The sequence below is a fragment of the Bacillus sp. D7-8 genome, from assembly GCF_052055895.1.
Classification (GTDB): domain Bacteria; phylum Bacillota; class Bacilli; order Bacillales; family Bacillaceae; genus Bacillus; species Bacillus velezensis.
In genome coordinates this window covers 2,556,915-2,583,900 of record NZ_CP179922.1, presented here as the reverse complement: position 1 = coordinate 2,583,900, position 26,986 = coordinate 2,556,915, and the positions used below count along the sequence as shown (strand labels likewise).

Here is a 26,986-nt window from a genome sequence, read left to right as displayed (position 1 = left end):
AGGAACGCTATGTTTGGAAGAACATATTATTGTGGCGAGATAACTGAAAAAGCGATTGGCGAAACCGTCAAACTGAAAGGATGGGTGCAGAAGCGGCGCGATCTCGGCGGCTTGATTTTCATTGATTTGCGCGACCGCTCGGGTATTGTGCAAGTCGTGTTCAACCCTGACGTATCGAAGGAAGCCCTTGCCGCAGCGGAAGCAATCAGAAACGAATATGTGCTTGATATCGAAGGCACTGTTTCTGCCCGTGAAGAAGGCACGGTGAATCCCAACCTGAAAACCGGTAAAATTGAAATCAAAGCTGAAGCGGTGACGGTGCTCAGTACGGCGAAAACGCCTCCGTTTCCGATCAGTGACCAGGCGGCTGACGTTTCTGAAGACGTCCGGTTAAAACACCGCTATTTGGATTTGCGCCGCCCGGCGATGTTTCAAACATTGCAAATGCGCCACCAAGTCACAAAATCCATCCGCCATTTCTTGGATGAAAACGGATTTCTTGATATTGAAACACCGATTTTAACAAAAAGCTCTCCCGAAGGCGCCCGTGATTACTTAGTGCCGAGCCGGGTGCATGAAGGAGAATTTTACGCCCTTCCGCAATCGCCGCAGATTTTTAAACAGCTTCTGATGGTGTCGGGCTTTGAACGGTATTATCAAGTGGCCCGCTGCTTCCGCGATGAAGACTTGCGTGCCGACCGCCAGCCGGAATTTACGCAGATTGATATCGAAATGTCCTTTATGAGTCAAGAGGACATCATGGCTCTGGCGGAAGAGATGATGGCGAAAGTCATGCTTGAAACAAAAGGTGTTGAAGTACCGCTTCCGCTTCCGCGAATGACATATGAAGAAGCGATGAACAGCTACGGTTCCGACAAGCCTGACACCCGCTTCGGCATGCTGCTGACGGACGTGTCAGACATAGTGAAAGATACTGAATTTAAGGTGTTCTCATCAGCCGTGGCAAACGGCGGCGTTGTAAAAGCGATCAATGTCAAAGGCGCTGCCGGCGACTATTCCAGAAAAGATATCGATGCGCTCGGCGTTTTTGCCGGAAATTACGGCGCGAAAGGTCTCGCTTGGGTGAAAGTTGAAGCCGACGGCGTAAAAGGCCCGATTGCGAAATTCTTTGATGAAGAGAAGCAGGCAAAACTGGCTGAAGCGCTTGAAGCTTCTGAAGGCGATCTGCTCCTGTTCGGCGCTGATAAGTTTGAGGTTGTGGCTCAATCCCTCGGCGCGCTTCGCTTAAAGCTCGGCAAAGAACGCGGCCTGATTGACGAAAGCCTCTTCAACTTCCTGTGGGTTGTGGACTGGCCGTTACTGGAGCATGACGAGGAGGAAGGCCGTTTCTATGCGGCTCACCATCCGTTTACAATGCCTGTCCGTGAAGATCTTGACCTGATTGAAACGGCGCCTGAAGATATGAAAGCGCAGGCTTACGACCTTGTCTTAAACGGCTATGAACTCGGCGGAGGCTCAATCCGTATTTTTGAAAAAGACGTTCAGGAAAAAATGTTCGGGCTTCTCGGCTTTACAAAAGAAGAAGCGGAGGAGGAGTTCGGATACCTTCTTGAAGCCTTTGAATACGGCGCCCCTCCGCACGGCGGAATCGCGCTCGGCTTAGACCGTTTGGTTATGCTTCTTGCGGGCCGCACAAACTTAAGAGATACGATCGCTTTCCCGAAAACGGCAAGCGCAAGCTGCCTTCTTACGGAAGCGCCCGGCGAAGTGAGCGACGCCCAGCTTGAAGAACTTCACCTTTCTGTCAAAAGAAAAGTGAAACAGTAAAGATCAGCAGTTTGTTTCTTGAAAATCAAAATCTGCTGTGATATGATTTTGACAAGTTAAATAAAGTCCTGATGTGTTAGTTGTACACCTAGTTTTGACCGAACATTTTTTTGATTTGGGAGCCCGCATTTTTAAATGGCGTACATGCCTCTTTTCATTCGTTAAGAGGACTTACAAGATTTAAAAAAGGGCACCCACCTGCTGAGAGCGGGTTCAAAACGAAGGAAAGCTGCAACGGCACAATTGGGACTTTATTTTTTGTGCGCTAAAACCAGCGGCTTTTTGACAAGCCGAGTTTATAAAACCAGAATGTGGAGTGAGGTTCTTGTTACATCAGTTTTCCAGAAATGAGCTAGCGATTGGAAAAGAAGGGCTGGACACGTTAAAAAACAGCACGGTGGCCGTTCTCGGCGTCGGCGGAGTCGGTTCATTCGCAGCCGAAGCATTGGCGAGGTCCGGAGTGGGGCGGATCGTGCTTGTCGATAAAGATGATGTTGACATTACAAACGTAAACCGCCAGCTGCATGCGCTCTTGTCGACGGTGGGACAGCCGAAAACAGACTTGATGAAAGCGCGGATCGCGGATATTAATCCGGATTGCGATGTCGTCGCCTTAAAAATGTTTTATACAGAAGAGACATATGAGCAGTTCTTTGAGTATCCGCTTGATTACGTCATTGACGCGTCGGATACGATTCATTATAAAATTCATCTGATGAAAGAATGTCTGAAACGGAATGTTCCGCTGATTTCAAGCATGGGAGCGGCGAATAAAACAGACCCGACACGCTTTCAGATTGCTGATATTTCAAAAACCCATACCGATCCGATTGCCAAAGTCGTCCGCACAAGGCTTCGCAAAGAGGGCATTAAAAAAGGCGTACAGGTCATTTTTTCTGATGAAAGCCCGATCGTCATCCGTGAAGACGTCAGAAAAGAAGTCGGGAATGATGAAGCGAAAATCCGCAAAGCGCAAATGCCGCCGTCTTCCAACGCCTGGGTTCCGTCAGTGGCCGGTCTGATTATGGGCGGACATGTTGTCATGGAACTCTTAAAGGACATCGACATTAAACGGGTTAAAGATAAATAAAAAGAAAAACAGCCTTCTTCAGGAAAGGCTGTTTTTTTTATTTGAATCCGCCGTTTACACGAAAGATTTTGGCCGGTATCAAAAAAGACAAGAACACATAGGGTGTCCTTGTCCGGTTATTTTTTCTGCTTCATCAGTTTTTCATACACTTGCTTTATGGCGGCTTCAAATTTCCCCGTTTGTTTCGGTTTATAGTATTGCTTGTTTTTTAACGGTTCAGGCAAATATTGCTGTTCGACCCATCCGTTCTCGAAATCGTGAGGATATTGATAGCCGATCCCGCGTCCGAGCTCTTGGGCCCCTTTATAGTGGGCGTCTTTTAAATGTTTCGGCACATCGCCGATTTTACCTGTCCTGATGTCTTTGAGCGCCTCATCAACGGCTGAGATGGCGGAGTTTGATTTTGGCGAGAGGCATAATTCGATTACCGCATTGGCCAGCGGAATTCTCGCTTCCGGAAAGCCGATCCGTTCTGCGGTCTGAATCGCGCTCAGCACCCGGGGGCCTGCCTGCGGGCTTGCGAGGCCGATATCTTCATAGGCGATCACGAGAAGCCTTCTTGATATGCTTTCAAGGTCGCCGGCTTCGATCAGACGGGCCAGATAATGAAGGGCGGCGTTTGCGTCCGAGCCTCGGATCGATTTTTGGAAGGCGGATAAGACGTCATAATGCGCATCACCGTTTTTATCATGAGTATAGCTTTTTTTCTGCAGACATTCTTCCGCCGTCTCCCGTGTAATCCGGATCGTGCCGTCGCTTGATTCCTTTGTGGAGAGGACGGCAAGCTCAAGTGCGTTCAAAGCTGAGCGGACGTCTCCTCCGCACCCTTGCGCGAAATGATCCATCGCGTCGTCGTCCACCGAAACGCTGTAGGAACCGAGCCCCCGGTGTTCATCTGTGAGCGCTCTTTCCAATGCCTGCTTGATCAGATCGGGTGTTAACGGTTCAAGCTCAAATATCTGGGTCCGGCTTCTGATGGCCGGGTTAATGGCATGATAAGGGTTGGCGGTCGTCGCGCCGATTAAAATAATCATGCCGTTTTCTAAATAGGGCAGCAGAAAATCCTGCTTTCCCTTATCAAGCCTGTGCACTTCGTCAAGGATTAAAATGACCTGGCCTGACATTTTCGCTTCCTGTACGACAATCTCCATGTCTTTTTTATTATGAATGACGGCATTCAATTTCCTGAATGCGATGCTTGTCGATCCTGCGATCGCTGTGGCGATGGACGTTTTTCCGATGCCCGGCGGTCCGTACAGGATCATGGATGATAAGTGCTTTGCACGCACCATTCTGCCGATGATTTTATCCTCTTTGACCAAATGTTCCTGGCCGATAATGTCTTCGATATTGGCAGGCCGCATCCGATACGCCAATGGTTTCATGAACATCTCTCCTTACATATACAGGGTAACGGAAAACGGACGATTAGAAAAGCGAATTGCGGCGGGCCCCGTGTTTCAATGAAAATTAGGATAAGTTATGTTATAATAACAGTTGGTCTATAAGATACTAAACAGATTATTCATATCCATTTACTTGTATAAATTAACAATTAGAATTGACTGGGGTGTTCATATTGAAAATATCGACAAAGGGAAGATACGGGCTCACCATTATGATTGAATTGGCGAAAAAGCACGGAGACGGTCCGACGTCGCTCAAAAGCATCGCCCAAACAAACAGCCTTTCTGAGCATTACTTGGAACAGCTTGTATCACCGCTCAGAAACGCCGGACTTGTAAAAAGCATCAGAGGCGCTTACGGGGGGTACGTGCTCGGGGGCCAGCCTGAAGAGATAACGGCCGGAGATATTATCAGAGTGCTGGAAGGGCCGATCAGCCCGGTAGAAGTGCTTGAGGATGAAGAGCCTGCCAAGCGGGAGTTATGGATCCGCATCCGCGACGCTGTAAAAGACGTGCTGGACAGCACGACGTTAGAAGACCTTGCGAGCTACACGGACGGCGAGCAGGAAGCTTATATGTTCTATATTTAAACCAGAGGTGTACAGACAATGGAACGGATTTATTTAGATCATGCCGCGACTTCCCCGATGGATGAGCGTGTGCTCGAAGAGATGAAGCCCCATTTCTTCGGCAGTTTCGGCAACCCGTCAAGCATTCATTCATTCGGGAGAGAATCCCGGAAATGGGTCGATGAAGCGAGAGCGGACATCGCGCGCGAAATCAGTGCGAAAGAACAGGAAATTATTTTCACAAGCGGCGGCACGGAGGCTGATAATTTAGCGATTTTCGGAACGGCTGCCGCCCGGAAGAATGAAGGAAAGCATATCATTACGACCGCTATTGAGCATCATGCTGTATTGCACGCCTGCGAAAAGCTGGAAGAAGACGGCTTTGAGGTGACATACCTCATCCCCGGCCCTTCAGGACGGATCAGTGCAAATCAGGTGAAAGAAGCGCTCCGTGATGATACAATCCTTGTTACCGTCATGTATGGCAATAACGAAGTCGGTACCATTCAGCCGATTGACGAAATCGGAGAGCTGTTAAGCGGGCATCAGGCCTATTTTCACACAGATGCCGTCCAGGCATTCGGTTATATGCCGATTGACGTGAAAAAAAGCAGAATTGACATGCTGTCTGTTTCCGGTCACAAGCTTAACGGGCCTAAAGGGACAGGCTTTTTATATGTAAATCAAGAGGTGAAGCTGTCACCGATTCTTCTCGGGGGAGAGCAGGAACGAAAGCGCCGCGCGGGGACGGAAAATGTACCGGGCATCGCCGGCTTAAAAGAAGCGGTCGTCCTTTCAAACCGTGAGAGGGAAGAGAAAACAGCGAAGTATAAGGAGTTTAAGAACATCATCATGAGCACGCTGGAAAAATCCGGCGTCACAGCGGAGGTGAACGGAGATGCCGAGAAATGCCTGCCTCATATTTTAAACCTTTACTTTCCCGGTGTGCCGGTGGAAGCGCTGCTGGTCAATCTTGACATGGAAGGCGTTGCCGTCTCCAGCGGATCTGCTTGTACAGCGGGATCCGTTCTTCCGTCCCATGTGCTTACGGCCATGTTCGGAAGTGAGAGCGGCAGGCTGACTTCGTCAATCCGCCTCAGCTTCGGCCTCGGCAATACGGCGGAACAAATCGAAACAGCCGCCGAAAAGCTTGCCGCCGTCGTTAAACGGCTTGCTTAAAACGGCGGACTTACGTTTTTAATGGAGTGAATGCAAATGGAAAAACGGCCGGAGGATACAAGAGTCGTAGTCGGCATGTCCGGCGGCGTGGACTCTTCCGTGGCGGCCCTTCTGCTGAAGGAGCAGGGCTACGATGTAATCGGAATCTTTATGAAAAACTGGGATGATACGGACGAAAACGGTTTTTGCACGGCGACGGAAGATTATGAAGACGTCATCCGGGTCTGCAACCAGATCGGAATTCCGTATTATGCCGTCAATTTTGAGAAGCAATATTGGGAAAAGGTATTTCAATATTTCCTTGATGAATATAAAGCCGGAAGAACCCCCAATCCGGATGTCATGTGCAATAAAGAAATTAAGTTTAAGGCTTTCTTGGATCATGCTCTGTCACTCGGCGCGGATTATCTTGCGACGGGCCATTACGCCCGCGTGGACAGAAGCGCAGGTACAGTGCGCATGCTCCGCGGTCTGGATGAAAACAAGGACCAGACTTATTTTCTGAATCAGCTCAATCAGGAACAGCTCAGCAAAGTCATGTTCCCGATCGGTGATCTGCAAAAAAGCCGCGTGCGGGAAATCGCCAAAGAAGCGGAACTTGCGACAGCTGCGAAAAAAGACAGCACGGGAATCTGCTTTATCGGCGAACGCAACTTCAAAACGTTTCTCAGCCAATATCTCCCCGCTCAGCCGGGCGATATGATGACAATGGACGGAGAAGTAAAAGGGCGTCATGACGGTCTGATGTATTATACTATCGGACAGCGCCACGGTCTTGGAATCGGCGGAAGCGGCGAGCCGTGGTTCGCCGTCGGTAAAGATCTTGAAAAAAACATTCTGTATGTTGATCAAGGATTCCATAATCCGCTTCTGTATTCTGATAAGATCACGGCGACAAATGTCAGCTGGACGCGTCCCGGTCTGATGGACGGCGGCGAAATGACATGCACGGCGAAATTCCGCTACCGTCAGGAAGATCACAAAGTAACGGTGAAAATGACGGGTGATGATGAAGCGGAAGTCATTTTTGACGGGCAGGTACGCGCCGTTACGCCGGGACAAGCCGTCGTTTTTTATGACGGAGAAGAGTGCCTCGGCGGCGGAACGATAGATGACGTTTATAAAGACGGAACAAAACTGTGGTACGTATAACACATGTAAAAAACCTCAACTCGCATGTTGGGGTTTTTTAGCGAAAGGAAGTTAAAAATGGATTATAATAAAATCGGGATTGACGCCATGCAGGAGGGCGATTTTGAAAAAGCGGCAGAGGCTTTTACGAAAGCGATTGAGGAAAACGGGCAAGATCCGGTGCCGTATATCAACTTCGCAAATCTGCTTTCTTCTGTGAACGAACTCGAACGGGCGCTTGCATTCTATAACAGAGCGCTTGAATTGGACAATTCGGCGGCAGCCGCTTATTACGGTGCGGGAAACGTATATGTGATGAAAGAATCGTTTTCCGAAGCGAAGGATATGTTTGAAAAAGCGCTTCGCTCCGGAATGGAAAACGGAGATTTGTTTTATATGCTGGGGACCGTTCTCGTTAAATTAGAGCGGCCGAAGCTTGCACTGCCATATTTGCAGCGTGCCGTTGAATTAAACGAAAATGACACGGAAGCACGCTTCCAGTTCGGAATGTGCCTCGCAAATGAAGAAATGCTGGATGAAGCTCTGGCGCAGTTTGAGACGGTGATCGAGCAGGACCCAAGCCACGCGGACGCATTTTATAATGCCGGGGTCGCTTACGCGTACAAAGAAAATCGTGAAAAGGCGCTTGAGATGCTGGAAGGCGCAATCGGCATACAGCCTGATCATATGCTTGCGCTTCATGCGAAACAGCTTATCACCCAGTCATAACAAAAGGAGGGAAGGCTCGTGGATCAGCTGAACATCGAAGAACAGCCGTATGTAAAAGGCGTCATTCATACGGTCATTTATCACAATGACACCAACCTGTATACAGTGCTGAAAGTCAAGGTTGCAGAAACGTCTGAGGCGATCGAAGACAAGGTCGTATCCGTAACGGGCTACTTCCCTCTGCTGCAAGAAGATGAGACCTACACATTTTACGGAAAAACCGCCACGCATCCTAAGTTCGGCCTGCAATTTCAGGCTGAACACTTTAAAAAAGAAATTCCGACCACAAAAGAAGGGATCATTCACTATTTATCAAGTGATCTGTTTGAAGGAATCGGAAAAAAAACGGCAGAAGAAATCGTCAAAAAGCTCGGAGACGGCGCGCTCAATAAAATTCTGACGGATGCGTCGGTGCTTTACGATGTGCCGAAAATGTCGAAAAAGAAAGCGGATAAGCTTGCCGGAGAGCTGCAGCGGCATCAGGGGCTTGAGCAGATTATGATCTCTCTGAACCAATACGGTTTCGGGCCCCAGCTATCCATGAAAATATATCAGGCCTACGAAACGGAAACACTGGAGAAAATTCAGGAAAATCCTTATCAGCTTGTAAAAGACGTTGAAGGCATCGGCTTTGTGAAAGCTGACGAGCTGGGCGGAAAAATGGGTCTGTCAGGAAACCACCCGGAGCGGATCAAAGCGGCAATCTTATATACGATTGAATCGACCTGTCTTTCAGAAGGCCATACGTACATAGAGACAAAGCAGCTGATAATCAATACGCAAACGCTCCTGAATCAGTCAGCTGAAGGCGGCCGCGTCACGGAAATGGATGCGGCTGACGGCATCATCGCCCTCGGGGAGAGTAAGGATATCGTCATTGAAGGAGAGCGCTGCTATTTTCCGTCCTTGTTTTACGCCGAACAAAATGTCGCAAAACGCGTGCTCGACATTGCGGCTCAGACGGAGTATGCCGATCAATTTCCTGAATCGGAATTTCTGCTTGCACTCGGTGAACTGGAAGAACGGATGAATGTTCAATACGCACCAAGCCAAAAGGATGCCATTCAAAAAGCGCTGTCTTCACCGATGCTTTTACTGACCGGAGGACCTGGGACGGGGAAAACGACCGTTATTAAAGGAATCGTGGAATTATACAGTGAACTGCACGGAGTATCGCTTGACCCCGGTGATTATAAAAAAGACGAGGCGTTCCCGGTGCTGCTTGCCGCGCCGACGGGAAGAGCCGCAAAACGGATGAGCGAATCTACGGGTCTGCCGGCTGTTACGATACACAGGCTGCTCGGCTGGAATGGCGCTGAAGGGTTTACCTACAATGAAGATCAGCCGATAGAAGGGAAACTGATCATTATAGACGAAGCGAGTATGCTCGATATCTGGCTCGCCAGCCATTTGTTTAAGGCGCTTCCTAAGCACATTCAGCTCATTGTCGTCGGTGATGAAGACCAGCTTCCTTCAGTAGGACCGGGGCAGGTGCTCAGAGACCTTTTGGCTTCTGAGGTACTGCCGACCGTGCGCCTGACAGATATTTACCGTCAGGCTGAAGGATCATCCATTGTGGAACTTGCGCATGATATGAAAAAAGGACTGCTTCCAAAGGGGCTGACCGCGCCGACAAAGGACCGCTCATTTATCCGCTGTAATTCTTCACAGATTAAAGAAGTCGTGGATCAGGTCGTCTCGAACGCGTTAAAAAAGGGGTATACCTCCAGGGATATTCAAGTGCTTGCCCCGATGTACAGGGGAAAAGCGGGAATTAACGAGCTGAATATGCTTCTTCAAGACATCATGAATCCGCCGAAAGAAAAAAGGCGGGAGCTGAAATTCGGTGATGTCGTCTACAGGACGGGCGATAAAATATTACAGCTTGTCAACCAGCCGGAAAACAATGTGTTTAACGGCGATATCGGCGAAATCGTATCCATTTTTTATGCCAAAGAAAATACGGAAAAAGAAGACATGGTCGTCGTCTCGTTTGACGGCAACGAAATCACCTTTACGAAAAAGGATTTCAGCCAGTTTACCCACGCTTACTGCTGTTCCATTCATAAGTCGCAGGGAAGCGAATTCCCGATTGTCGTCCTGCCTGTCGTCAAAGGCTACTATCGAATGCTCAGGAGAAATCTGCTTTATACCGCCATAACAAGGGCGAAAAAATTTCTGATTCTTTGCGGAGAAGAAGAAGCGCTTGAATGGGGCGTCAAAAACAATGATGCCACCGTCAGACAGACGTCGCTTAAAAACAGGCTCACAGAGCAGACTGAAGAGATGGATGCAGAACTGGCCGCCCTGCAAAAAGAGCTGCCGTTCAGTGTATATGATGCGAACATCGGAATGGAAGGCATCACGCCGTTTGACTTTATGGAAGAAAAAGCGTAAATAAAACCCGGAGCATAAACATGCGCCGGGTTTTCGCCTGTGGAAGTCATTTCAAAGTATGCTGCCCGGCTTCTTGGCAAAACCTATACGTGTTCAACAAAAGGTGGTTGATCACACTTTGAGAACATGCCATGCAGCTGAAGGACGAACAGTATATGACGAAAACACCGGGCGCAGTCTCGGGATGATATCGGATGTATGTTTCTCTCTTGACGGCCGGTTTCTCGGTTTCGTGCTGGAGCAGAAACGCCTGTTTCACAACCGCCATCTTTTTTTAGAGGCAAGTGATATAAAAGAGATGGATCAAGAAGCCGTAGCTGCCGGTCATGCTCATTTGCAGCCTTTGCCGAAGAGCTGTTTCACCTTTGAACAGATTAAGATGCAGCCGGTGAAATCGCCTGATGGTGAAATGTTCGGTTTGCTGGAAGATGTATACTTTTGTTTGGACAGGGGCATAATCGTAGCATATGAACTCTCGGACGGCTTCTTTTCAGATCTGGCTGGCAGACGCCAAGTGCGCCGCGCCGCCGATACGCTTATTGAAGCGGGGAAAGAAGGCATCGTCCTGAACGGATAAGAGGTGTAGTCTGTGCTTGTATGTCCGAACTGCAAAAGTAAAGATATCGGCAAAATCGGCGTAAACCAATACTATTGCTGGGGCTGCTTCATTGAGCTGACGGTGGCCAAAGGCAAAATTGCGACACATCAAGTAGAGGAAGACGGCACGTTAAGCAGTCTTGATGATTTGTTTTCTGAAGACGAACGCAGTATCAATTTTTAAAGTTGAAAGGAGATACGCGCGATGGGCAGAACAATGACCTCTCTGTTGGCTTTAGGAGCTGGAGCCGTTATGTATCGTATGGCTTCTCAGTCCGATATGCTGAATAAAAAAGGTATGAAACGGATGAGAAGACGAGTCATGAAAATGTTTTAAGCAGAAAAAAGGATACTTCTCCGGAAGTATCCTTTTTACGTTTGTCTCGCTTCCAGCCGTCTGGCTGCGAGAGACAGGCAGTAATTGACCGCGAAATACATCAGGGCCGCCAGCAGAAAGATCGGGAAAAAATATCCCCCGTCAGCGCTTTGTCCGTTTAAAATCTGCGCGTTATGAATCAGTTCGGGCAGAGCGATGACGACCGCAAGTGACGTATCCTTTAATAAGGAGATAAACTGGCTCACAATCGGAGGAACCATACGCCTGAGCGCCTGCGGCATGACGACGAGAAAAAGAGTCTGCGTGTACGTCAGTCCTGAAGAACGTGCCGCTTCAATCTGTCCTTTGTCAACGGATTGCAAACCGCTTCTGATGATTTCTGACAGCATGGCCGATTCAAAAATCGTCAGCGCCGTAATGGCGGCCGCGGTAATTTCCAGTTTGATCCCGATTTCCGGAAGGGCAAAAAACGTAAAGAAAATGATTAATAACAGCGGCAGGTTGCGGATGGTTTCCACAATGGCCGCTATAATGCCCGAGACGATAGGAATTTTCGCATAGCGCAAAGTGCCGGCGGCAAGCCCGAAAATAAAACTCAGGACAATGGAGATCAGCGCAACATAAAGTGTGACCAAAAAGCCGTCCCATAAAAACAGCAGATGGTCAGGTGTATAGGCGCCGCTAAAATCCATGTTTTTCACTCTCCTTCTCTAATAACTCTTTCCGAGACGTCTTTCCAAATAGTGAACCCCGATGCTGAGCGGGATCGTTACTATCAAATAAAAAAGCGCGACGAAAATATAGACATCAAACACGACAAGAGTGCTTGAGGAAACGAGATCCGCCTGATACATCAAATCGAGTCCCGCCACCACTCCGAGTATTGATGAGTTTTTGACAAGGTTGAGAAATTGGTTTCCGAGCGGGGGAATCACGATTTTTACGGCCTGAGGAAGAATGACGTATCTCATCGCCTGACTGTATGTGAAGCCTGACGATCTGGCCGCTTCCATCTGCCCTTTTGAGACAGTCTGAATTCCGGCTCTGATGGCTTCTGCGATAAAGGCAGACGTATAAATCGTCAGCGCAATCGTTCCCGCCTGAAAGCCGTCCAGTCTCAGCCCAGCGTTCGGAAGTCCGAAATAAAAAACGAATGTGATGAGGAGAAGCGGGATGTTGCGGATAAATTCCACATACGCAGTGCCGATCCATTGAAGGGGTTTGAAAGCCGTGATTCTCATGACTGCGATCAGAACGCCCAGCGCAAAGCTGCCTGCCAGCGCGATGAAGCTCGCAAGCAATGTGTGCAGGAAACCGTCAATATACATATCGAAGTTTTCCGTTAAAATTGAAAAGTTCATCTATGTCACTCCTTATAAAACGGGGATGAGCATGCCTGCTCATCCCGCGGTCCTTTCTATTTTGCCGGTTCTTCTTTAATCCATTTTTTATAGATTTTTTCGTACCTGCCGTCGGCTTTCATTTTTTTCAAAGAGGCGTTGATTTCCTTGATGAGTCCGGATTGGCCTTTTTTGACGGCGATTCCGTAAGGTTCATCGGTGAAGGTTTCGCCTGTCAGCTGATATTGTTTATTTTCATCTGCCATGCCGTATAAAATCGCATTATCGGTTGTGAGCGCATCTCCCTGTCCCGCTTTAAGCGCAGTGAACGCTTCGGCGTAATTTTCAAATTCCAGCACTGAGGCGTCAGGCGCTTTTTCTCTGATGTTTTGTGAGGAAGTAGAGCCTTTTACCGCCAATACTTTTGAGCCTTTTCCCAGGTCTTCGGTGCTTTTGATGCTGCTTCCTTTTTTGACGAGCAGGGATTGCCCGGCTTCAAAATAAACATCTGAGAAATCAACTTCTTTTTTCCGCTCATCCGTTATTGTCATCGTGGCGGTGATGGCATCGATATCGCCGTTTTGCAGCATCGGAATTCTCGTTTTTGACGTCACTTCTTTAAATTCCGCTTTCTTCTCATCCCCCAGAATATCTTTTGCGAGCTGTTTTGAGATATCAATATCGAAGCCTTCAATATCACCGGAGCTTGGGTTTTTCAGCCCGAATAACCTCGTGTCGGTTTTGACGCCGAAGATGATTTTGTCTCTGTCTTTAATAGAGGCTAACGTGTCTTTTCCCGTTCCTTTTGAATCTCCGGACGTTTCTTTCCCTCCGCAGGCGGCCAGCATAAAGACGGCCAGCAGTGATATCAATCCCAATGACAACCATTTTGTTACGCGTGACATAAGCACTCCTCCGTTTCTTTTCAGTGATTTAAAATACGGCTTAAGAATAAACGCGCCCTCTCTTCACGGGGGCTTTCGTAAAATTCAACCGGTGCTGCTTCTTCTAAGATGGCTCCGCCGTCGATAAACACGATGCGGTCCGCCACTTCTTTTGCGAATCCCATTTCATGTGTGACGACTGCCATGGTCATGCCTTCCTTTGCGAGTGTTTTCATGACATCCAGCACTTCCCCGATCATTTCCGGATCAAGCGCGGATGTGGGTTCATCAAACAGCATAATTTCGGGCTTCATCGCAAGCCCCCTGGCGATGGCGACACGCTGCTGCTGGCCGCCGGAAAGCTGTGAAGGATAAGCGTCCGCTTTTTCCGGTATACCGACTTTTTTCAAATAGTATAAGGCCGTTTCTTTTGCTTCTTCTTTTGATTGCTTAAGCACTTTGATCGGTGCGAGCATGATGTTTTGCAGAACGGTTTTGTGCGGGTACAGATGAAAATGCTGGAACACCATGCCGATATTGCGGCGGACCTTATTTATATCCGTTGTCTTGTCATGGATGGAGACGCCGTTTACCGTTAAGGCGCCTCCATCAACTGTTTCCAGCTGATTAATGCAGCGGAGAAGCGTGCTTTTTCCCGATCCTGAAGGTCCGATGATAACGACGACTTCCCCTTTTTTAATGTGCAGATTAATGTTTTTCAGCACGTGGAAATGTCCGTAGTGCTTATTTACATCCTGAAATGAAATCATGGCCATCCTCCTTAAAAAAACATGAGTCATATTGACTGGACAGTTTTTGAAATCCTTTAACACATTACGATGGTTATACAGATTTTTATGAATATTATTTAGATTATTTCGTAATTTCTGATAATTGTTTCTATCAAGAGGTCTGCGTCATAAGGCGGAGTTTATGAAACGGGAATAATTCCGGCTTTCTGTCAAAAGATAAAGCAAGAGGTGAAACGTCATGCTTCAAAAACCGCTGCAGCTCTTAATGTGGACGGCTGTATGTCTGCTCGTTTTGTTAACAGTGTATGTCTTTTGCATGCTCGATATGTTATGGTCTCCCATTTGGCTTGTTATAAAATCTCTCTTTATTCCTATATTCATCGCAGTATTTATTGCTTATCTTTTACTTCCGATTACTGAATGGCTTCATAGAAAAGGGATGCCTAGAACTTTAAGCCTGCTTCTGATTTATTGCCTGTTTTTCGGCGGAATCGGCTGGGGGGTTTATAAAGGGGTTCCTGTTTTAATTGAACAGCTGCAGGATCTGTCTGAGAGCATTCCCGGTCTTGCCAAAAACTACAACAGCATGCTGAAGCATCTGCATAATCACACGGATCATTGGCCTGACGGCATGCACCATCGAATGGACAAAATGATTCAGCAGACAGAAACGTTTCTTGCCGGCACGATTGAAAGCACGATCAGAAGCATCCGTTTCGTGCTTGATTATATCCTGATCGCGGCGACGATTCCTTTTCTCGTGTTCTATATGGTGAAGGATATAGACGTCATGAAAAAGACAGTCTGGTATTTGACGCCGAAGTCCTGGAGAAAAAGGGGGAGTGAATTTCTGCGGGATGTGGACGACTCTCTCGGTGATTACATCCGCGGTCAGCTTCTCGTTTGTTTTTTGCTCGGGCTAATAGCCGGCGTTTCATTTTGGCTGTTCGGGCTTCCTTATCCGCTGATTTTGGGTCTTGCCATCGGGATTACGAATGTCATCCCGTATTTCGGTCCGTTTATCGGCGCTGTACCGGCGCTGCTCCTTGCGCTGGCGATTTCTGCTAAAGCTGTGATCATCGTAATCGTCACGATTTTTATTCTGCAATTTATAGAAGGAAACATTTTGAGCCCGCTTATTGTCGGGCGCAGTCTCAGAATGCACCCCGTCGTGATCATGCTGGCGCTCCTTGCCGGAGGAGAGCTCGCGGGCATTCCCGGCATGATTCTCGCTGTTCCGGCGGCAGCCGTTTTAAAAGTGACGGCCATACACTTTTTGCGGATCAGGACGGAACATTGACATTCGGGTTCTGCTTGTCTATAATTTCGAGTAGAATACATACGAATCTCGAGTGACGGATATGAGTACGCCGAAGCCCTGTTTAAGAGAGAAGCTCCGATACGCTGAAAGGAGCTTCAGCAGAAGATCGGCCGAAGCTAATCCTGAGTGCAGTTAAAGGCTGCCGCAGTCCTGCGTTACGGGATGAAAGGTGACAGGCCTTTTTCGGCCTGTAATCAGGGTGGTACCGCGAGACAGCTCTCGTCCCTGTGTGAACGCATGGTTTGCATAGGGAGAGAGCTTTTTTGCTGTCGCAAAAGAGAATTTCGGGTAGTGATAAGGAGGAATATAGATGAAACACTTAACTTCTGCTGAAGTGCGTCAAATGTTTTTAGATTTCTTTAAAGAAAAAGGCCATGCCGTTGAACCGAGCGCCTCATTGGTTCCGCATGAAGATCCGTCTTTATTATGGATCAACAGCGGCGTTGCGACGCTGAAAAAATACTTTGACGGCCGCGTTGTGCCGGAGAATCCGAGAATTGTAAACGCGCAAAAATCAATCCGAACAAATGATATTGAAAATGTGGGGAAAACGGCGCGCCACCACACGTTCTTTGAGATGCTCGGAAACTTTTCCATCGGTGATTATTTTAAAGAAGAAGCGATCACGTGGGCATGGGAGTTTTTAACGAGCGAAAAGTGGATCGGCTTTGATCCGGAGCTGCTGTCTGTAACGGTTCACCCTGAGGATGAAGAAGCTTATACGCTATGGGCGGAAAAAATCGGCGTTCCGGAAGAAAGAATCATCCGTCTGGAAGGGAACTTCTGGGATATCGGCGAAGGCCCGAGCGGACCGAATACGGAAATTTTCTATGACCGCGGCGAGAAATACGGCAATGACCCGTCAGATTCTGAATTGTATCCGGGCGGCGAAAATGATCGCTATCTTGAAGTATGGAACCTGGTATTCTCAGAGTTCAACCACAACCCGGACGGCACGTACACACCGCTTCCGAAGAAAAACATTGATACGGGTATGGGGCTTGAACGGATGGTCTCCGTGATTCAGGATGTCTCGACAAACTTTGACACTGATTTGTTTATGCCGATTATTGAAGCAACAGAGCGCATTTCCGGAGATGCTTACGGAAAGGATGCAGTGAAGGATACGGCCTTTAAAGTGATCGCCGATCATATCAGAACGGTCGCATTTGCGGTAAGCGACGGGGCGCTGCCTTCGAACGAAGGGCGCGGGTATGTACTGAGACGCCTCTTGCGCCGGGCAGTGCGATACGCGAAAACCCTCGGTATCAGCCGTCCGTTTATGTACGAGCTAGTACCGACTGTTGCAGGAATTATGGACGCTTTCTATCCGGAGGTGAAAGAAAAGCAAGAGTTTATCGCCAAAGTCATCAAAACGGAGGAAGAGCGCTTCCACGAAACATTAAACGAAGGTCTGGCCATTTTATCCGACGTGATAAAGAAAGAGAAGGAAAAAGGCAGCGGCATCATCTCCGGAAAAGACGTATTCAAACTGTACGATACGTACGGATTCCCGGTTGAATTGACGGAGGAATACGCGGAAGATGAGCAAATGACGGTTGACCATAAAGGCTTTGAAGCCGAAATGGAAAAACAGCGTGAACGGGCGAGAAATGCGCGCCAAGATGTAGGAAGCATGCAGGTTCAGGGCGGCGCATTGCGCGATATTACCGCAGAAAGCACATTTGTCGGCTACAGTGCCGTAAAAGCTGAAGCGAAGGTGATCGAGCTTCTTCATGACGGGCAATTAATCAGTGAGGCGCATGAAGGGGATACCGTCCAAATCCTTCTTGACAAAACGCCTTTCTATGCTGAAAGCGGCGGACAGATCGGTGACAGAGGAGTGCTGAGAAGCGAGCAGGCTGTCGTAACCATTAAAGACGTGAAAAAAGCTCCGAACGGTCAGCATGTACACGAAGGCACGGTGGATAGCGGCACGATTCAAAAAGGTGCAAGCGTGACGGCTGAAGTTGAAGATCAAATGAGAAGCGGCGTGGTGAAAAACCATACGGCTACCCACCTTCTGCACCAGGCGCTGAAAGACGTTCTCGGCACACATGTCAACCAAGCGGGTTCACTCGTTACCGAAAACCGTCTGCGTTTTGACTTCTCTCATTTCGGTCAAGTGACGAAAGAAGAACTTGAACGCATTGAAGGAATCGTCAACGAAAAAATCTGGGAGAGCATTCCGGTAGCGATTGATTTGAAACCGATCAATGAAGCGAAAGAAATGGGCGCGATGGCCCTGTTCGGCGAGAAATACGGCGATATCGTCCGCGTCGTACAAGTCGGAGATTACAGCCTTGAGCTTTGCGGCGGATGCCATGTCACGAATACGGCTGAAATCGGCCTGTTTAAAATCGTATCCGAATCAGGGATCGGCGCAGGGACACGAAGAATTGAAGCCGTAACAGGAAAAGGCGCTTATCAGGAAATGAACAGCCAGCTCAGCCTTCTGCAGCATGCTGCGGACGAGCTGAAATCAAACGTAAAAGACGTACCGAAGCGAATTCAGTCTCTTCAAGCGGAGCTGAAGGAAGCGCAAAGAGAAAATGAATCATTGCTCAGCAAACTCGGCAATGTGGAAGCCGGAGCCATTCTGTCTAAAGTAAAAGACATCGGCGGCGTAAAAGTGCTGGCTGAAAAAGTAAATGCGAAAGACATGAACCACCTTCGCACTATGGTGGATGATCTGAAAGCGAAGCTCGGTTCTGCGGTCATCATTCTCGGCGCCGTGCAAAATGAGAAAGTCAACCTTTCAGCAGGCGTGACGAAAGACCTGATCGAAAAAGGCCTTCATGCCGGCAAAATGGTCAAACAAGCGGCTGAAGTCTGCGGAGGCGGAGGCGGAGGCCGTCCGGACATGGCGCAGGCCGGCGGAAAGCACCCTGAAAAATTGGAAGAGGCGCTCGCATCTGCGGTAGATTGGATAAAATCCGTTTTATAATCCTTTCAAGTAGTGTAGAATGATGATAAGATGAGGACCTCAGGCTGAACTTTGCCTGCGAATTTGGGAAAGAGGTGCAAAACGGTGAGCTCGTTTGATAAAACGATGAAATTTAATTTCTCCGATGATTCTGCTGAAACAAACGTCGAAGAAGTGCTGAATACGGTATATGATGCGCTTCAGGAAAAGGGGTACAATCCTATCAACCAGATTGTCGGATACTTGCTGTCTGGAGATCCTGCATACATTCCTAGGCATCGCGACGCCCGGAACTTAATTCGCAAACTGGAACGTGACGAATTAATCGAGGAATTGGTAAAATCCTATCTAGAACAGCATAAAGAGGCGTAAATACATTCATGAGAATATTGGGACTTGATCTTGGAACGAAAACACTCGGCGTAGCTTTAAGCGATGAAATGGGCTGGACCGCTCAAGGCATTGAGACGATAAAAATAAACGAGGCTGAAGGAGATTACGGTCTGGACCGTTTATCCGAGCTGATGAAAGACTATAATGTAGAGAAGATCGTGCTCGGTTTTCCGAAAAACATGAACGGGACGATCGGTCCGAGAGGCGAAGCCAGCCAAACATTTGCGAAACTGCTTGAAACAGCGTACAATGTCCCTGTTGTGCTGTGGGACGAGCGTCTGACGACGATGGCGGCTGAAAAAATGCTGATCGCGGCTGACGTCAGCAGGCAAAAACGAAAAAAAGTCATTGATAAAATGGCGGCTGTCATGATCCTTCAAGGATATCTGGACAGTTTAAACTAAGAGGTGAAAAAAATGGAACACGGCGAAAAACACATTACAATTGTCGATGATCAAGGCAACGAACAGCTTTGCGAAGTGCTGTTCACATTTGAAAACGACACATTCAACAAATCTTACGTACTTTATTATCCGATTGATGCTCAAGACGATGATGAAATCGAAATTCACGCTTCAAGCTTCGAACCGAACGAAAATGGTGAAGACGGCGAACTGATGCCGATTGAAACCGATGAAGAGTGGGAAATGATCGAAGAAACGCTGAACACGTTTTTAGCGGAAGAAGACGAAGAATAAAATGAACGGAAAAAGCCGGAGCGCATATGCGCTTCGGCTTTTTTTTGTAATAAATTGCCGAATGCACATGAATCATGTAGTATAAGAGCTGTTGGGAGGAAAATACTTGTATGAATATCAATCAGACTAAACATTCATTTCCGCGTAAAAACAAAAAAACGACGATAATACTGTCCTCCGTGATCGCTCTGCTTATCATCATTTGCGGTGCTTTTTTCTATGGGAAATCTCTGCTGTCTCCGGTTGACAAAGGCAGCAAAACGGCAGTCAATATTAATATTCCGAGCGGTTCTTCCGTTTCGGCAATCGCTGAAATTCTTGAGGATCAGCATGTCATCAAAAGCAAAAAAGCATTTCAGCTGTATGTGAAGTATAAAGGCGCTTCCGGGTTTCAGGCGGGATTTTACCACCTGAATAAAGGAATGGATGCGGATGCGATTATCAAAAAACTGACCGCGGGATCAACGGGATATGCCTTTCAGATATCCGTTCCTGAAGGAAAACAGCTTACGCAGATTGCGGAGGCGATCGCAAAAGAAACTTCATATTCAAAAGAAGAGATCATGGCGAAACTGGATGACAAAACATTCATCGGCAAACTGAAGAAACAGTTTCCTGATACGATAACGGACGCACTTTCAAACAAGAAGCTCAAGCATCCGCTCGAAGGCTATCTGTATCCGGCCACATATCCGTTTAATGATCCGGATGCATCGCTTGACACGATTTTGACGGCAATGGTTCAGGAAACAAACACCCGTATCGAAACGTATAAATCTGAATTGGAAAAAAAGAAACTTTCCGTCCATAACGCGCTGACGATGGCATCGCTTATTGAAGAAGAAGCCACCGCCAAAGCCGACCGTCACAAAATCGCCAGCGTTTTTTACAACAGGCTCGAAGAAAAAATGCCGCTGCAGACTGACCCGACGGTATTATATGCGGCCGGTAAGCATAAAAGCCGGGTCTACTACAAAGACCTGAAAATTGATTCTCCGTTTAATACGTATAAACATAAGGGGCTGCCGCCGGGACCGATTGCAAATGCCGGTGATTCATCATGGGAAGCGGCTCTCCGCCCTGACAAAACGGATTATCTCTATTTCCTTGCAAAATCAAACGGCGAGGTTGTTTTCACCAAAACATTAAAAGACCATAATAAAGCGAAGGAAAAGTATATTTCCAAAAAAGACAGCGAATAAAAGGAGGGCAAAAGCTCTCCTTTTATTCCATTCTGAAAAGTTTTATGATAAAATATATCGGGTTGTTTACTTATGGATAAAGAAGTGTCTTAAGAGAGTGTCCCCGCGGATTCGTCAGGGGCACTCCTTTTTAGAACGGAGGCTGTTTGCCGTGAATGATCGGTATGAACAAATAAACGAGTATATAAACGCGATGCTGAAGCCTCGGCCTGATAAAGTGAAAAAGCTTGAAGCCTATGCAAAAGAGCACCATGTTCCGATTATGGAAGAAGCGGGCATTGAAGTGCTGCTTCAAATGCTGTCGATTCAACAGGCGAAAAACATTTTGGAAATCGGCGCGGCAATCGGATATTCCGCCATACGGATGGCGCTTGAGCTTCCGGATGCGAATATTTACACGATTGAACGGGACGACAAACGCTATGAAGAAGCTGTGAACAATATAAAAGACTTTGAAATGGAAAACCGGATTCGCGTAATGCACGGGGATGCGCTGGAACTTTCTGAGTCTGTCCGTGTCACGGCTCCTTATGATGCCATTTTTATCGACGCGGCCAAAGGCCAGTACACGAACTTTTTTGAGCTCTATGAACCGATGCTTGCGCCGGATGGAGTCATTTTTACGGACAATGTTCTGTTTAAAGGGCTGGTGGCACAAAATCACTCGGACATTGAGCCGAAAAGAAGACGGAAGCTTGTTGAAAAAATTGATCAATATAACCAATGGCTGATGGACCGGCCTGACTATCAAACGGTCATACTGCCGGTCGGAGACGGCATCGCCATCAGTAAAAAGAAGAGGTGAAGGATCATGAAAAAACCTGAACTTTTGGTGACTCCGACTTCTGTACAGGATATTCTTCCGCTCATTCAAGCGGGCGCAACGGCCCTGTTAGTCGGAGAACAGAGAAACGGCCTGAGACTGGCCGGTGAATTTTCAAGAGAAGATATAAAAGAAGCCGTAAAGACAGCTCATCAGGAAGGCGCGAAAGTGTACGCCGCCGTCAATGCTATTTTTCACAACGAAAAAGTGGACGAGCTGAACGGCTATCTTGCCTTTTTGCAGGAGGCCGGCGTTGATGCGGCTGTTTTCGGTGATCCGGCCGTTTTAATGGCGGCGCGTGAAGCGGCTCCCGAGCTTAAACTGCATTGGAGCACGGAAACAACGGGAACCAACTACTATTCCTGCAATTACTGGGGACGCAAAGGCGCACGGCGGGCAGTGCTGGCTAAGGAATTAAATATGGACAGCATCATTGACATAAAAGAAAACGCCGAAGTGGAAATTGAAATTCAAATCCACGGCATGACGTGCATGTTCCAATCGAAGCGTTCTTTAGTGGGCCATTACTTCGAATACCAAGGTAAAGTCATGGACATCGAACAGAAGAAAAAAGAAGCGGGGATGTTTCTGCATGACAAGGAACGGGGCAATAAATACCCGATTTTTGAAGATGAAAACGGCACGCACATCATGAGCCCGAACGATGTGTGCATGATTGATGAATTAGAGGACCTGATGGACGCCGGCATCGATTCTTTCAAAATCGACGGAGTTTTGAAGTCTCCTGAATACTTAACTGAAGTGACCCGCATGTACAGAGAAGCAATCGATTTGTGCTTCGAAAGCCGAGAGACATACGAAGAGAAAAAAGAGAGCTGGATAGAGCGGATTGAAAGCATTCAGCCTGTGAACAGAAGCATCGATACAGGATTCTTCTTTAAAGAAACGGTCTATTAAAAAGGAGGGTGCAACGGATGACAGCCGTAAATCAAACCATTTCCAAAGTCGTAAACGGAAAACGCGTCATTACGAAAAAACCTGAACTCCTTGCTCCGGCAGGAAACCTTGAAAAATTAAAAATTGCCGTTCATTACGGAGCGGACGCGGTTTTTATCGGAGGACAGGAATACGGACTCCGCTCAAATGCGGATAACTTCTCAATAGAAGAAATCGCAGAGGGCGTAGAATTTGCCAAAAAATACGGGGCAAAAATATATGTGACAACAAACATTTTCGCCCATAATGAAAATATGGACGGTCTGGAAGAATACTTAAAAGCGTTGGGAGACGCAAAAGTTGCCGGAATTATCGTCGCTGATCCGCTGATTATTGAAACATGCCGGAGAGTGGCCCCGGACGTAGAAATTCACCTCAGCACACAGCAGTCCCTTTCCAACTGGAAAGCGGTGCAGTTCTGGAAAGAAGAAGGGCTTGACCGCGTAGTGCTTGCCCGTGAAACGAGCGGACTGGAAATTAAAGAAATGAAGGAAAAGGTGGATATTGAAATTGAAACCTTTATCCACGGCGCCATGTGTATCGCTTATTCAGGCCGATGCGTGCTGAGCAATCACATGACGGCCCGGGATTCCAACCGCGGCGGCTGCTGTCAGTCCTGCCGCTGGGATTATGACCTGTATCAGACAGACGGTGCAAACGCGGTCGCGCTCTACGACGAAGAAGACGCTCCGTTTGCGATGAGCCCGAAAGATTTAAAATTGATTGAATCCATCCCGCAAATGATCGAGATGGGCATCGACAGCCTGAAAATTGAAGGCCGGATGAAATCGATTCATTACGTTGCGACGGTTGTCAGCGTGTATCGCAAAGTCATCGACGCATACTGCGCTGATCCTGAAAACTTTGTCATTCAAAAAGAATGGCTGGATGAGCTGGACAAATGTGCAAACCGGGATACCGCGCCTGCTTTCTTTGAAGGCACGCCCGGGTATGAAGAGCAGATGTTCGGTGAACACGGAAAGAAAACAACATTTGATTTTGCCGGTCTCGTGCTCGCGTATAACGAGGAAACTCAAATGGTGACGCTCCAGCAGCGCAATTTCTTTAAACAAGGTGACGAAGTGGAATTTTTCGGTCCTGAAATCGACAATTTCACATTCACAATCGGCACTATTTGGGACGAAGACGGAAACGAGCTTGATGCTGCCCGCCATCCCCTGCAAATCGTTACATTTAAAGTAGACAAAAAGATTTATCCGAGCAACATGATGAGAAAGGGGAAGTAATCACCAATGGGTAAGAGTCCTGTAGTTATAGGCATCGCAGGAGGTTCCGGATCAGGAAAAACAAGCGTCACCCGTTCCATCTATGAACAGTTTAAAGGACACTCGATTTTAATGATCCAGCAAGACCTTTATTATAAAGACCAAAGCCATCTTCCGTTTGAAGAAAGGCTGAACACAAACTATGATCACCCGCTCGCATTTGATAATGACTATTTAATCGAGCATATTCAAGAGCTTTTGAATTACCGGCCGATAGAAAAGCCGATTTATGATTATAAACTGCATACGCGTTCTGAGGAAACCATTCCGGTTGAGCCGAAGGATGTCATTATTCTGGAAGGCATTCTCGTTCTCGAAGATAAAAGACTTCGCGACCTCATGGATATGAAACTTTATGTCGACACGGACGCGGATCTCCGTATCATCAGACGGATTATGAGAGATATTAACGAAAGAGGCCGCTCGATCGATTCTGTCATTGAGCAGTATGTGTCCGTCGTCAGACCGATGCACAATCAGTTTGTTGAACCGACGAAACGCTACGCGGACATCATTATTCCGGAAGGCGGACAAAACCACGTCGCGATTGATCTGATGGTCACGAAGATTCAAACGATCCTTGAACAAAATGCAATTTTGTAATACCATAGCATAGACATAAATAACTCAGACCATATTATGTATAGGCTGGAAGGGAATGAGACAGTTCCCTTCTTTCCCTGTTTATAAACCGAAACATTTGCAGAAAACACACATTCAGTTTAAGATAAACAGTACCTATATGGGAGAGAAGAACGAGGACTGCCCTGTGTTCTCATTCTTGATTTTTTCGTTTATGCTCTCATACATAATCACACGTTATTGTTGAGGGACAACCACCAAGGAGTGAAGGAACATGGCACAAGAAAAAGTTTTTCCGATGACTCACGAAGGAAAACAAAAACTAGAACAAGAATTAGAGCAATTGAAAACGGTTAAACGTAAAGAAGTAGTAGAACGCATTAAAATCGCAAGAAGCTTCGGAGATCTGTCAGAGAACTCTGAGTATGATTCTGCAAAAGAAGAACAGGCATTTGTGGAAGGGCGCATCACGACGCTTGAAAACATGATCCGCAATGCGAAAATCATCGAGGACGACGGCGGTTCAAATGTAGTCGGTTTGGGAAAAACCGTATCATTCATCGAATTGCCGGACGGTGAAGAAGAATCTTACACGATTGTCGGAAGCGCTGAAGCTGATCCGTTTGAAGGGAAAATTTCAAACGACTCGCCAATCGCCAAAAGCCTGCTCGGCAGAAAAGTGGACGAAGAAGTGACAGTTCAGACGCCGGGCGGAGAAATGCTCGTGAAAATTGTGAAAATTTCATAAGATCCGTTTAACAATGAAACACCTCGTCCAAAATGTGGATGAGGTGTTTTTTTATGATCGTATCAAAAAGGCTGAAAGCGGCCGTGATTTGTTTTCTGCTCGTGTTTTTCTTTCTGCTTGCGAGGCTGGCTGAAATTCAGCTGTTTTTCACAGAATCTTTTTCAAAATCCAATATTAATCTGATTCAGGAAAGCGTCAAGCAGCGGACGGAAGAAGTCCTTATTTCAGACGGACGCGGCTCTTTTCTTGATCGGAACGGCAAAGAACTGACCGGAAAAAAGCAGCCTGCCGTCATACTGTTTCCCTTTCTCGTGACGCAGGATTGGCCGGTTGACCGGGTATCTGACATTCTCGGAATGAAACAGGGGGAGCTCAGGCAGCTGCTCACGGAAGCGAAAAAACCGGTGGTCCTGAACAGCAGAAAAATAAAACATTTGACGAAACAATCCGTGTCAAATATCAATTCTTTGAAATATCCCGGCATTTACGGCGTATATATGAAAGACAGCAAGGAAACAAACATAGCCGCTCATCTGTTGGGCGCGACAAACCAGGACCCTGAGCTTTTGAAAAAGAAATACCCCGGCAGGAAGGAACTGCCGATCACGGCAAAGATCGGGACAAGCGGGATGGAGCGGACGTTTGATGAGTTTTTACTGGCGGATCAGGACACAAAACTTTTGTATCATGTCGACGGAAGGGGAAACCCTTTATTCGGAATGGACGTCAAATATACGGCTGAAGCAAACGCGTTTTATCCGCTGCAAGTCAAAACCTCCATCGACCGCAATATTCAAAAAGCAATGGAAGATGTATTGAAAGACCGCGGGTTAAAAAAGGGGGGAGCCGTCCTTTTAGACATTGAAAAAAGCAGTGTGCTCGGAATGGTATCAAAGCCTGACGCCGACATGTCAAAGCAGCAGACACTGCAAAATTACATGCTGACGCCGATTTATCCGGGATCAGTGTTTAAAACGGTGATCGCCGCAGCCGCAATAGAACAAAACGAAGTGAAGCCGGGCACATCCTTTAACTGCAATCTCAACCTGTACGGAGAGCCGGGGGATGACAAAGGCACGCTCAGTTTTGGAGAAAGCTTTGCCCAAAGCTGCAATTATACGTTTACAAGTCTTGCGGAAAAATTGATCAAAAAAGATGATTCCGTTATTGAAAACATGGCGGAAAAACTCGGTCTCACACAGCGGGCGGGCTGGGAAGGCAAGCTGTACCGGGAAGACGGATTCAGGCAGCTGTATAATGAAAAAAGCGGGGTCATTTGGGGAGATGACAAAGACAAAACCGTAAAAAAAGCCGTCGCACAGACGGCGATCGGGCAAAAAAACGTGAAAGTCACGCCTCTTGAAGTCGCCAATATGATGGCGGCGATCGCGCGCGGCGGTGAAAAAAAACAAGTCAAAATCGCGGACAAAATTGAATACAAAAACAAAACGACGATGGCGTCATTCAAAGATCAGCCGTTAAAAGGGGAAAACATCGACAAATATACGGCGCAGCAGCTTCAAAAAATTCTCAGAGAAGTCGTCACCTCACCGAAAGGAACCGGCCGAAGGTTTCAGGATCTGCCGTATGAGATAGCAGGCAAATCGGGAACGGCCCAGACGGGAATGTTCACAAAAGATAAACAGACGCTTTACCACAAATGGTTTGCGGGATACTTTCCCGCGGACAAGCCGAAATACGCTCTCGTGGTGCTGCACATGGACACGCCGGGGGATAAGGCTCTGACAAATACAGTGTTTTATGATATTGTTAAAAAGGTACATGAAAATGAAATAAATCAGACATAGAACAACCGCTCAGCCCATGTTAAAATATATGCTGAGCAAGAGG

Annotated in this window: 27 protein-coding genes, 1 other RNA gene and 1 other annotated feature; of the genes, 23 read left to right on the top strand and 5 right to left on the bottom strand. The window is 47.4% G+C overall.

Annotation, left to right across the window (positions count from 1 at the left end; all coding sequences use genetic code 11):
• The first annotated feature begins 9 nt into the window (after positions 1–9).
• The 3 genes from aspS (at position 10) to ACKTRM_RS12580 (ending at position 2,878) form a co-directional block, all read left to right on the top strand.
• Complete coding sequence (gene aspS / locus ACKTRM_RS12590) at positions 10–1,788, top strand: aspartate--tRNA ligase (RefSeq protein ID WP_012118081.1); 1,779 nt, start codon at positions 10–12, stop codon at positions 1,786–1,788.
• Between the two features lie 62 nt (positions 1,789–1,850).
• A non-coding RNA gene (ssrS, locus tag ACKTRM_RS12585) (6S RNA) lies at positions 1,851–2,042 on the top strand.
• Positions 2,043–2,113: 71 nt separating this feature from the next.
• Positions 2,114–2,878: a tRNA threonylcarbamoyladenosine dehydratase gene (locus ACKTRM_RS12580; protein ID WP_012118080.1), complete on the top strand. Its 765-nt coding sequence runs from the start codon at positions 2,114–2,116 to the stop codon at positions 2,876–2,878.
• 116 nt (positions 2,879–2,994) lie between these two features.
• Here ACKTRM_RS12580 and ACKTRM_RS12575 read toward each other — a convergent pair whose 3' ends face one another.
• Entirely contained in the window at positions 2,995–4,263 is a 1,269-nt protein-coding gene (locus ACKTRM_RS12575; RefSeq protein ID WP_012118079.1) for a replication-associated recombination protein A, read from the bottom strand.
• Positions 4,264–4,457: 194 nt separating this feature from the next.
• On the opposite strand from ACKTRM_RS12575, the gene cymR reads away from it, so the two are divergent.
• The 8 genes from cymR (at position 4,458) to ACKTRM_RS12535 (ending at position 11,223) form a co-directional block, all read left to right on the top strand.
• Positions 4,458–4,874: a cysteine metabolism transcriptional regulator CymR gene (gene cymR / locus ACKTRM_RS12570; RefSeq protein ID WP_003152730.1), complete on the top strand. Its 417-nt coding sequence runs from the start codon at positions 4,458–4,460 to the stop codon at positions 4,872–4,874.
• Between the two features lie 18 nt (positions 4,875–4,892).
• Positions 4,893–6,032 (top strand): cysteine desulfurase family protein, encoded by a 1,140-nt coding sequence (locus tag ACKTRM_RS12565; protein WP_012118078.1) that lies wholly within the window; start codon positions 4,893–4,895, stop codon positions 6,030–6,032.
• Positions 6,033–6,068: 36 nt separating this feature from the next.
• A complete protein-coding gene (gene mnmA / locus ACKTRM_RS12560) occupies positions 6,069–7,184 on the top strand; it encodes a tRNA 2-thiouridine(34) synthase MnmA (protein WP_012118077.1) in 1,116 nt (371 codons plus the stop codon).
• 87 nt (positions 7,185–7,271) lie between these two features.
• Positions 7,272–7,892 carry a tetratricopeptide repeat protein gene (locus tag ACKTRM_RS12555; RefSeq protein ID WP_088461189.1) on the top strand — a complete coding sequence of 207 codons (621 nt, stop codon included), beginning with the start codon at positions 7,272–7,274 and terminating at the stop codon, positions 7,890–7,892.
• An 18-nt stretch (positions 7,893–7,910) separates the two neighbouring features.
• A complete protein-coding gene (recD2, locus tag ACKTRM_RS12550) occupies positions 7,911–10,289 on the top strand; it encodes an SF1B family DNA helicase RecD2 (RefSeq protein ID WP_007408204.1) in 2,379 nt (792 codons plus the stop codon).
• Between the two features lie 118 nt (positions 10,290–10,407).
• A complete protein-coding gene (locus tag ACKTRM_RS12545; protein WP_007408205.1) occupies positions 10,408–10,866 on the top strand; it encodes a PRC-barrel domain-containing protein in 459 nt (152 codons plus the stop codon).
• A 12-nt stretch (positions 10,867–10,878) separates the two neighbouring features.
• The gene (locus ACKTRM_RS12540; protein WP_003152738.1) at positions 10,879–11,070 is read left to right on the top strand and encodes a hypothetical protein; all 192 of its coding nucleotides are present in this window, start codon (positions 10,879–10,881) and stop codon (positions 11,068–11,070) included.
• Between the two features lie 21 nt (positions 11,071–11,091).
• The gene (locus ACKTRM_RS12535) at positions 11,092–11,223 is read left to right on the top strand and encodes a YrzQ family protein (RefSeq protein WP_003152741.1); all 132 of its coding nucleotides are present in this window, start codon (positions 11,092–11,094) and stop codon (positions 11,221–11,223) included.
• Positions 11,224–11,258: 35 nt separating this feature from the next.
• Here ACKTRM_RS12535 and ACKTRM_RS12530 read toward each other — a convergent pair whose 3' ends face one another.
• The 4 genes from ACKTRM_RS12530 to ACKTRM_RS12515 are packed head-to-tail and all read right to left on the bottom strand — an operon-like array spanning position 11,259 to position 14,217.
• Positions 11,259–11,915 (bottom strand): amino acid ABC transporter permease, encoded by a 657-nt coding sequence (locus ACKTRM_RS12530; RefSeq protein WP_012118075.1) that lies wholly within the window; start codon positions 11,913–11,915, stop codon positions 11,259–11,261.
• Positions 11,916–11,933: 18 nt separating this feature from the next.
• Positions 11,934–12,584: an amino acid ABC transporter permease gene (locus ACKTRM_RS12525; protein ID WP_012118074.1), complete on the bottom strand. Its 651-nt coding sequence runs from the start codon at positions 12,582–12,584 to the stop codon at positions 11,934–11,936.
• 56 nt (positions 12,585–12,640) lie between these two features.
• Positions 12,641–13,468 carry a transporter substrate-binding domain-containing protein gene (locus ACKTRM_RS12520; RefSeq protein ID WP_012118073.1) on the bottom strand — a complete coding sequence of 276 codons (828 nt, stop codon included), beginning with the start codon at positions 13,466–13,468 and terminating at the stop codon, positions 12,641–12,643.
• A 20-nt stretch (positions 13,469–13,488) separates the two neighbouring features.
• Positions 13,489–14,217, bottom strand: a complete 729-nt coding sequence (locus tag ACKTRM_RS12515) for an amino acid ABC transporter ATP-binding protein (protein ID WP_012118072.1) — start codon at positions 14,215–14,217, stop codon at positions 13,489–13,491.
• A gap of 220 nt (positions 14,218–14,437) precedes the next feature.
• Between ACKTRM_RS12515 and ACKTRM_RS12510 the strand changes: the two genes are divergently transcribed.
• The 12 genes from ACKTRM_RS12510 to ACKTRM_RS12455 all read left to right on the top strand — a co-directional run bounded on the left by ACKTRM_RS12510 (position 14,438) and on the right by ACKTRM_RS12455 (position 26,943).
• Entirely contained in the window at positions 14,438–15,499 is a 1,062-nt protein-coding gene (locus ACKTRM_RS12510; RefSeq protein ID WP_007408210.1) for an AI-2E family transporter, read from the top strand.
• 43 nt (positions 15,500–15,542) lie between these two features.
• Positions 15,543–15,750, top strand: a binding site (T-box leader).
• A gap of 80 nt (positions 15,751–15,830) precedes the next feature.
• Entirely contained in the window at positions 15,831–18,467 is a 2,637-nt protein-coding gene (gene alaS, locus ACKTRM_RS12505) for an alanine--tRNA ligase (protein WP_012118071.1), read from the top strand.
• An 84-nt stretch (positions 18,468–18,551) separates the two neighbouring features.
• Positions 18,552–18,818, top strand: a complete 267-nt coding sequence (locus ACKTRM_RS12500) for an IreB family regulatory phosphoprotein (RefSeq protein ID WP_012118070.1) — start codon at positions 18,552–18,554, stop codon at positions 18,816–18,818.
• An 8-nt stretch (positions 18,819–18,826) separates the two neighbouring features.
• Positions 18,827–19,243 (top strand): Holliday junction resolvase RuvX, encoded by a 417-nt coding sequence (gene ruvX / locus ACKTRM_RS12495; protein WP_003152750.1) that lies wholly within the window; start codon positions 18,827–18,829, stop codon positions 19,241–19,243.
• Between the two features lie 12 nt (positions 19,244–19,255).
• The gene (locus ACKTRM_RS12490) at positions 19,256–19,537 is read left to right on the top strand and encodes a DUF1292 domain-containing protein (RefSeq protein WP_003152751.1); all 282 of its coding nucleotides are present in this window, start codon (positions 19,256–19,258) and stop codon (positions 19,535–19,537) included.
• 110 nt (positions 19,538–19,647) lie between these two features.
• Complete coding sequence (gene mltG, locus ACKTRM_RS12485; RefSeq protein ID WP_012118069.1) at positions 19,648–20,739, top strand: endolytic transglycosylase MltG; 1,092 nt, start codon at positions 19,648–19,650, stop codon at positions 20,737–20,739.
• Positions 20,740–20,890: 151 nt separating this feature from the next.
• A complete protein-coding gene (locus ACKTRM_RS12480) occupies positions 20,891–21,544 on the top strand; it encodes an O-methyltransferase (RefSeq protein WP_012118068.1) in 654 nt (217 codons plus the stop codon).
• A 6-nt stretch (positions 21,545–21,550) separates the two neighbouring features.
• A complete protein-coding gene (locus ACKTRM_RS12475) occupies positions 21,551–22,480 on the top strand; it encodes a peptidase U32 family protein (RefSeq protein ID WP_012118067.1) in 930 nt (309 codons plus the stop codon).
• A gap of 17 nt (positions 22,481–22,497) precedes the next feature.
• The gene (locus ACKTRM_RS12470) at positions 22,498–23,766 is read left to right on the top strand and encodes a peptidase U32 family protein (protein ID WP_003152759.1); all 1,269 of its coding nucleotides are present in this window, start codon (positions 22,498–22,500) and stop codon (positions 23,764–23,766) included.
• Positions 23,767–23,772: 6 nt separating this feature from the next.
• Positions 23,773–24,408, top strand: coding sequence for a uridine kinase (gene udk, locus ACKTRM_RS12465; protein ID WP_003152763.1), 636 nt, complete (start codon positions 23,773–23,775; stop codon positions 24,406–24,408).
• A 253-nt stretch (positions 24,409–24,661) separates the two neighbouring features.
• The gene (gene greA / locus ACKTRM_RS12460) at positions 24,662–25,135 is read left to right on the top strand and encodes a transcription elongation factor GreA (protein WP_003152766.1); all 474 of its coding nucleotides are present in this window, start codon (positions 24,662–24,664) and stop codon (positions 25,133–25,135) included.
• Between the two features lie 53 nt (positions 25,136–25,188).
• Positions 25,189–26,943: a peptidoglycan D,D-transpeptidase FtsI family protein gene (locus tag ACKTRM_RS12455; RefSeq protein WP_012118066.1), complete on the top strand. Its 1,755-nt coding sequence runs from the start codon at positions 25,189–25,191 to the stop codon at positions 26,941–26,943.
• The last annotated feature ends 43 nt before the right edge of the window (positions 26,944–26,986 follow it).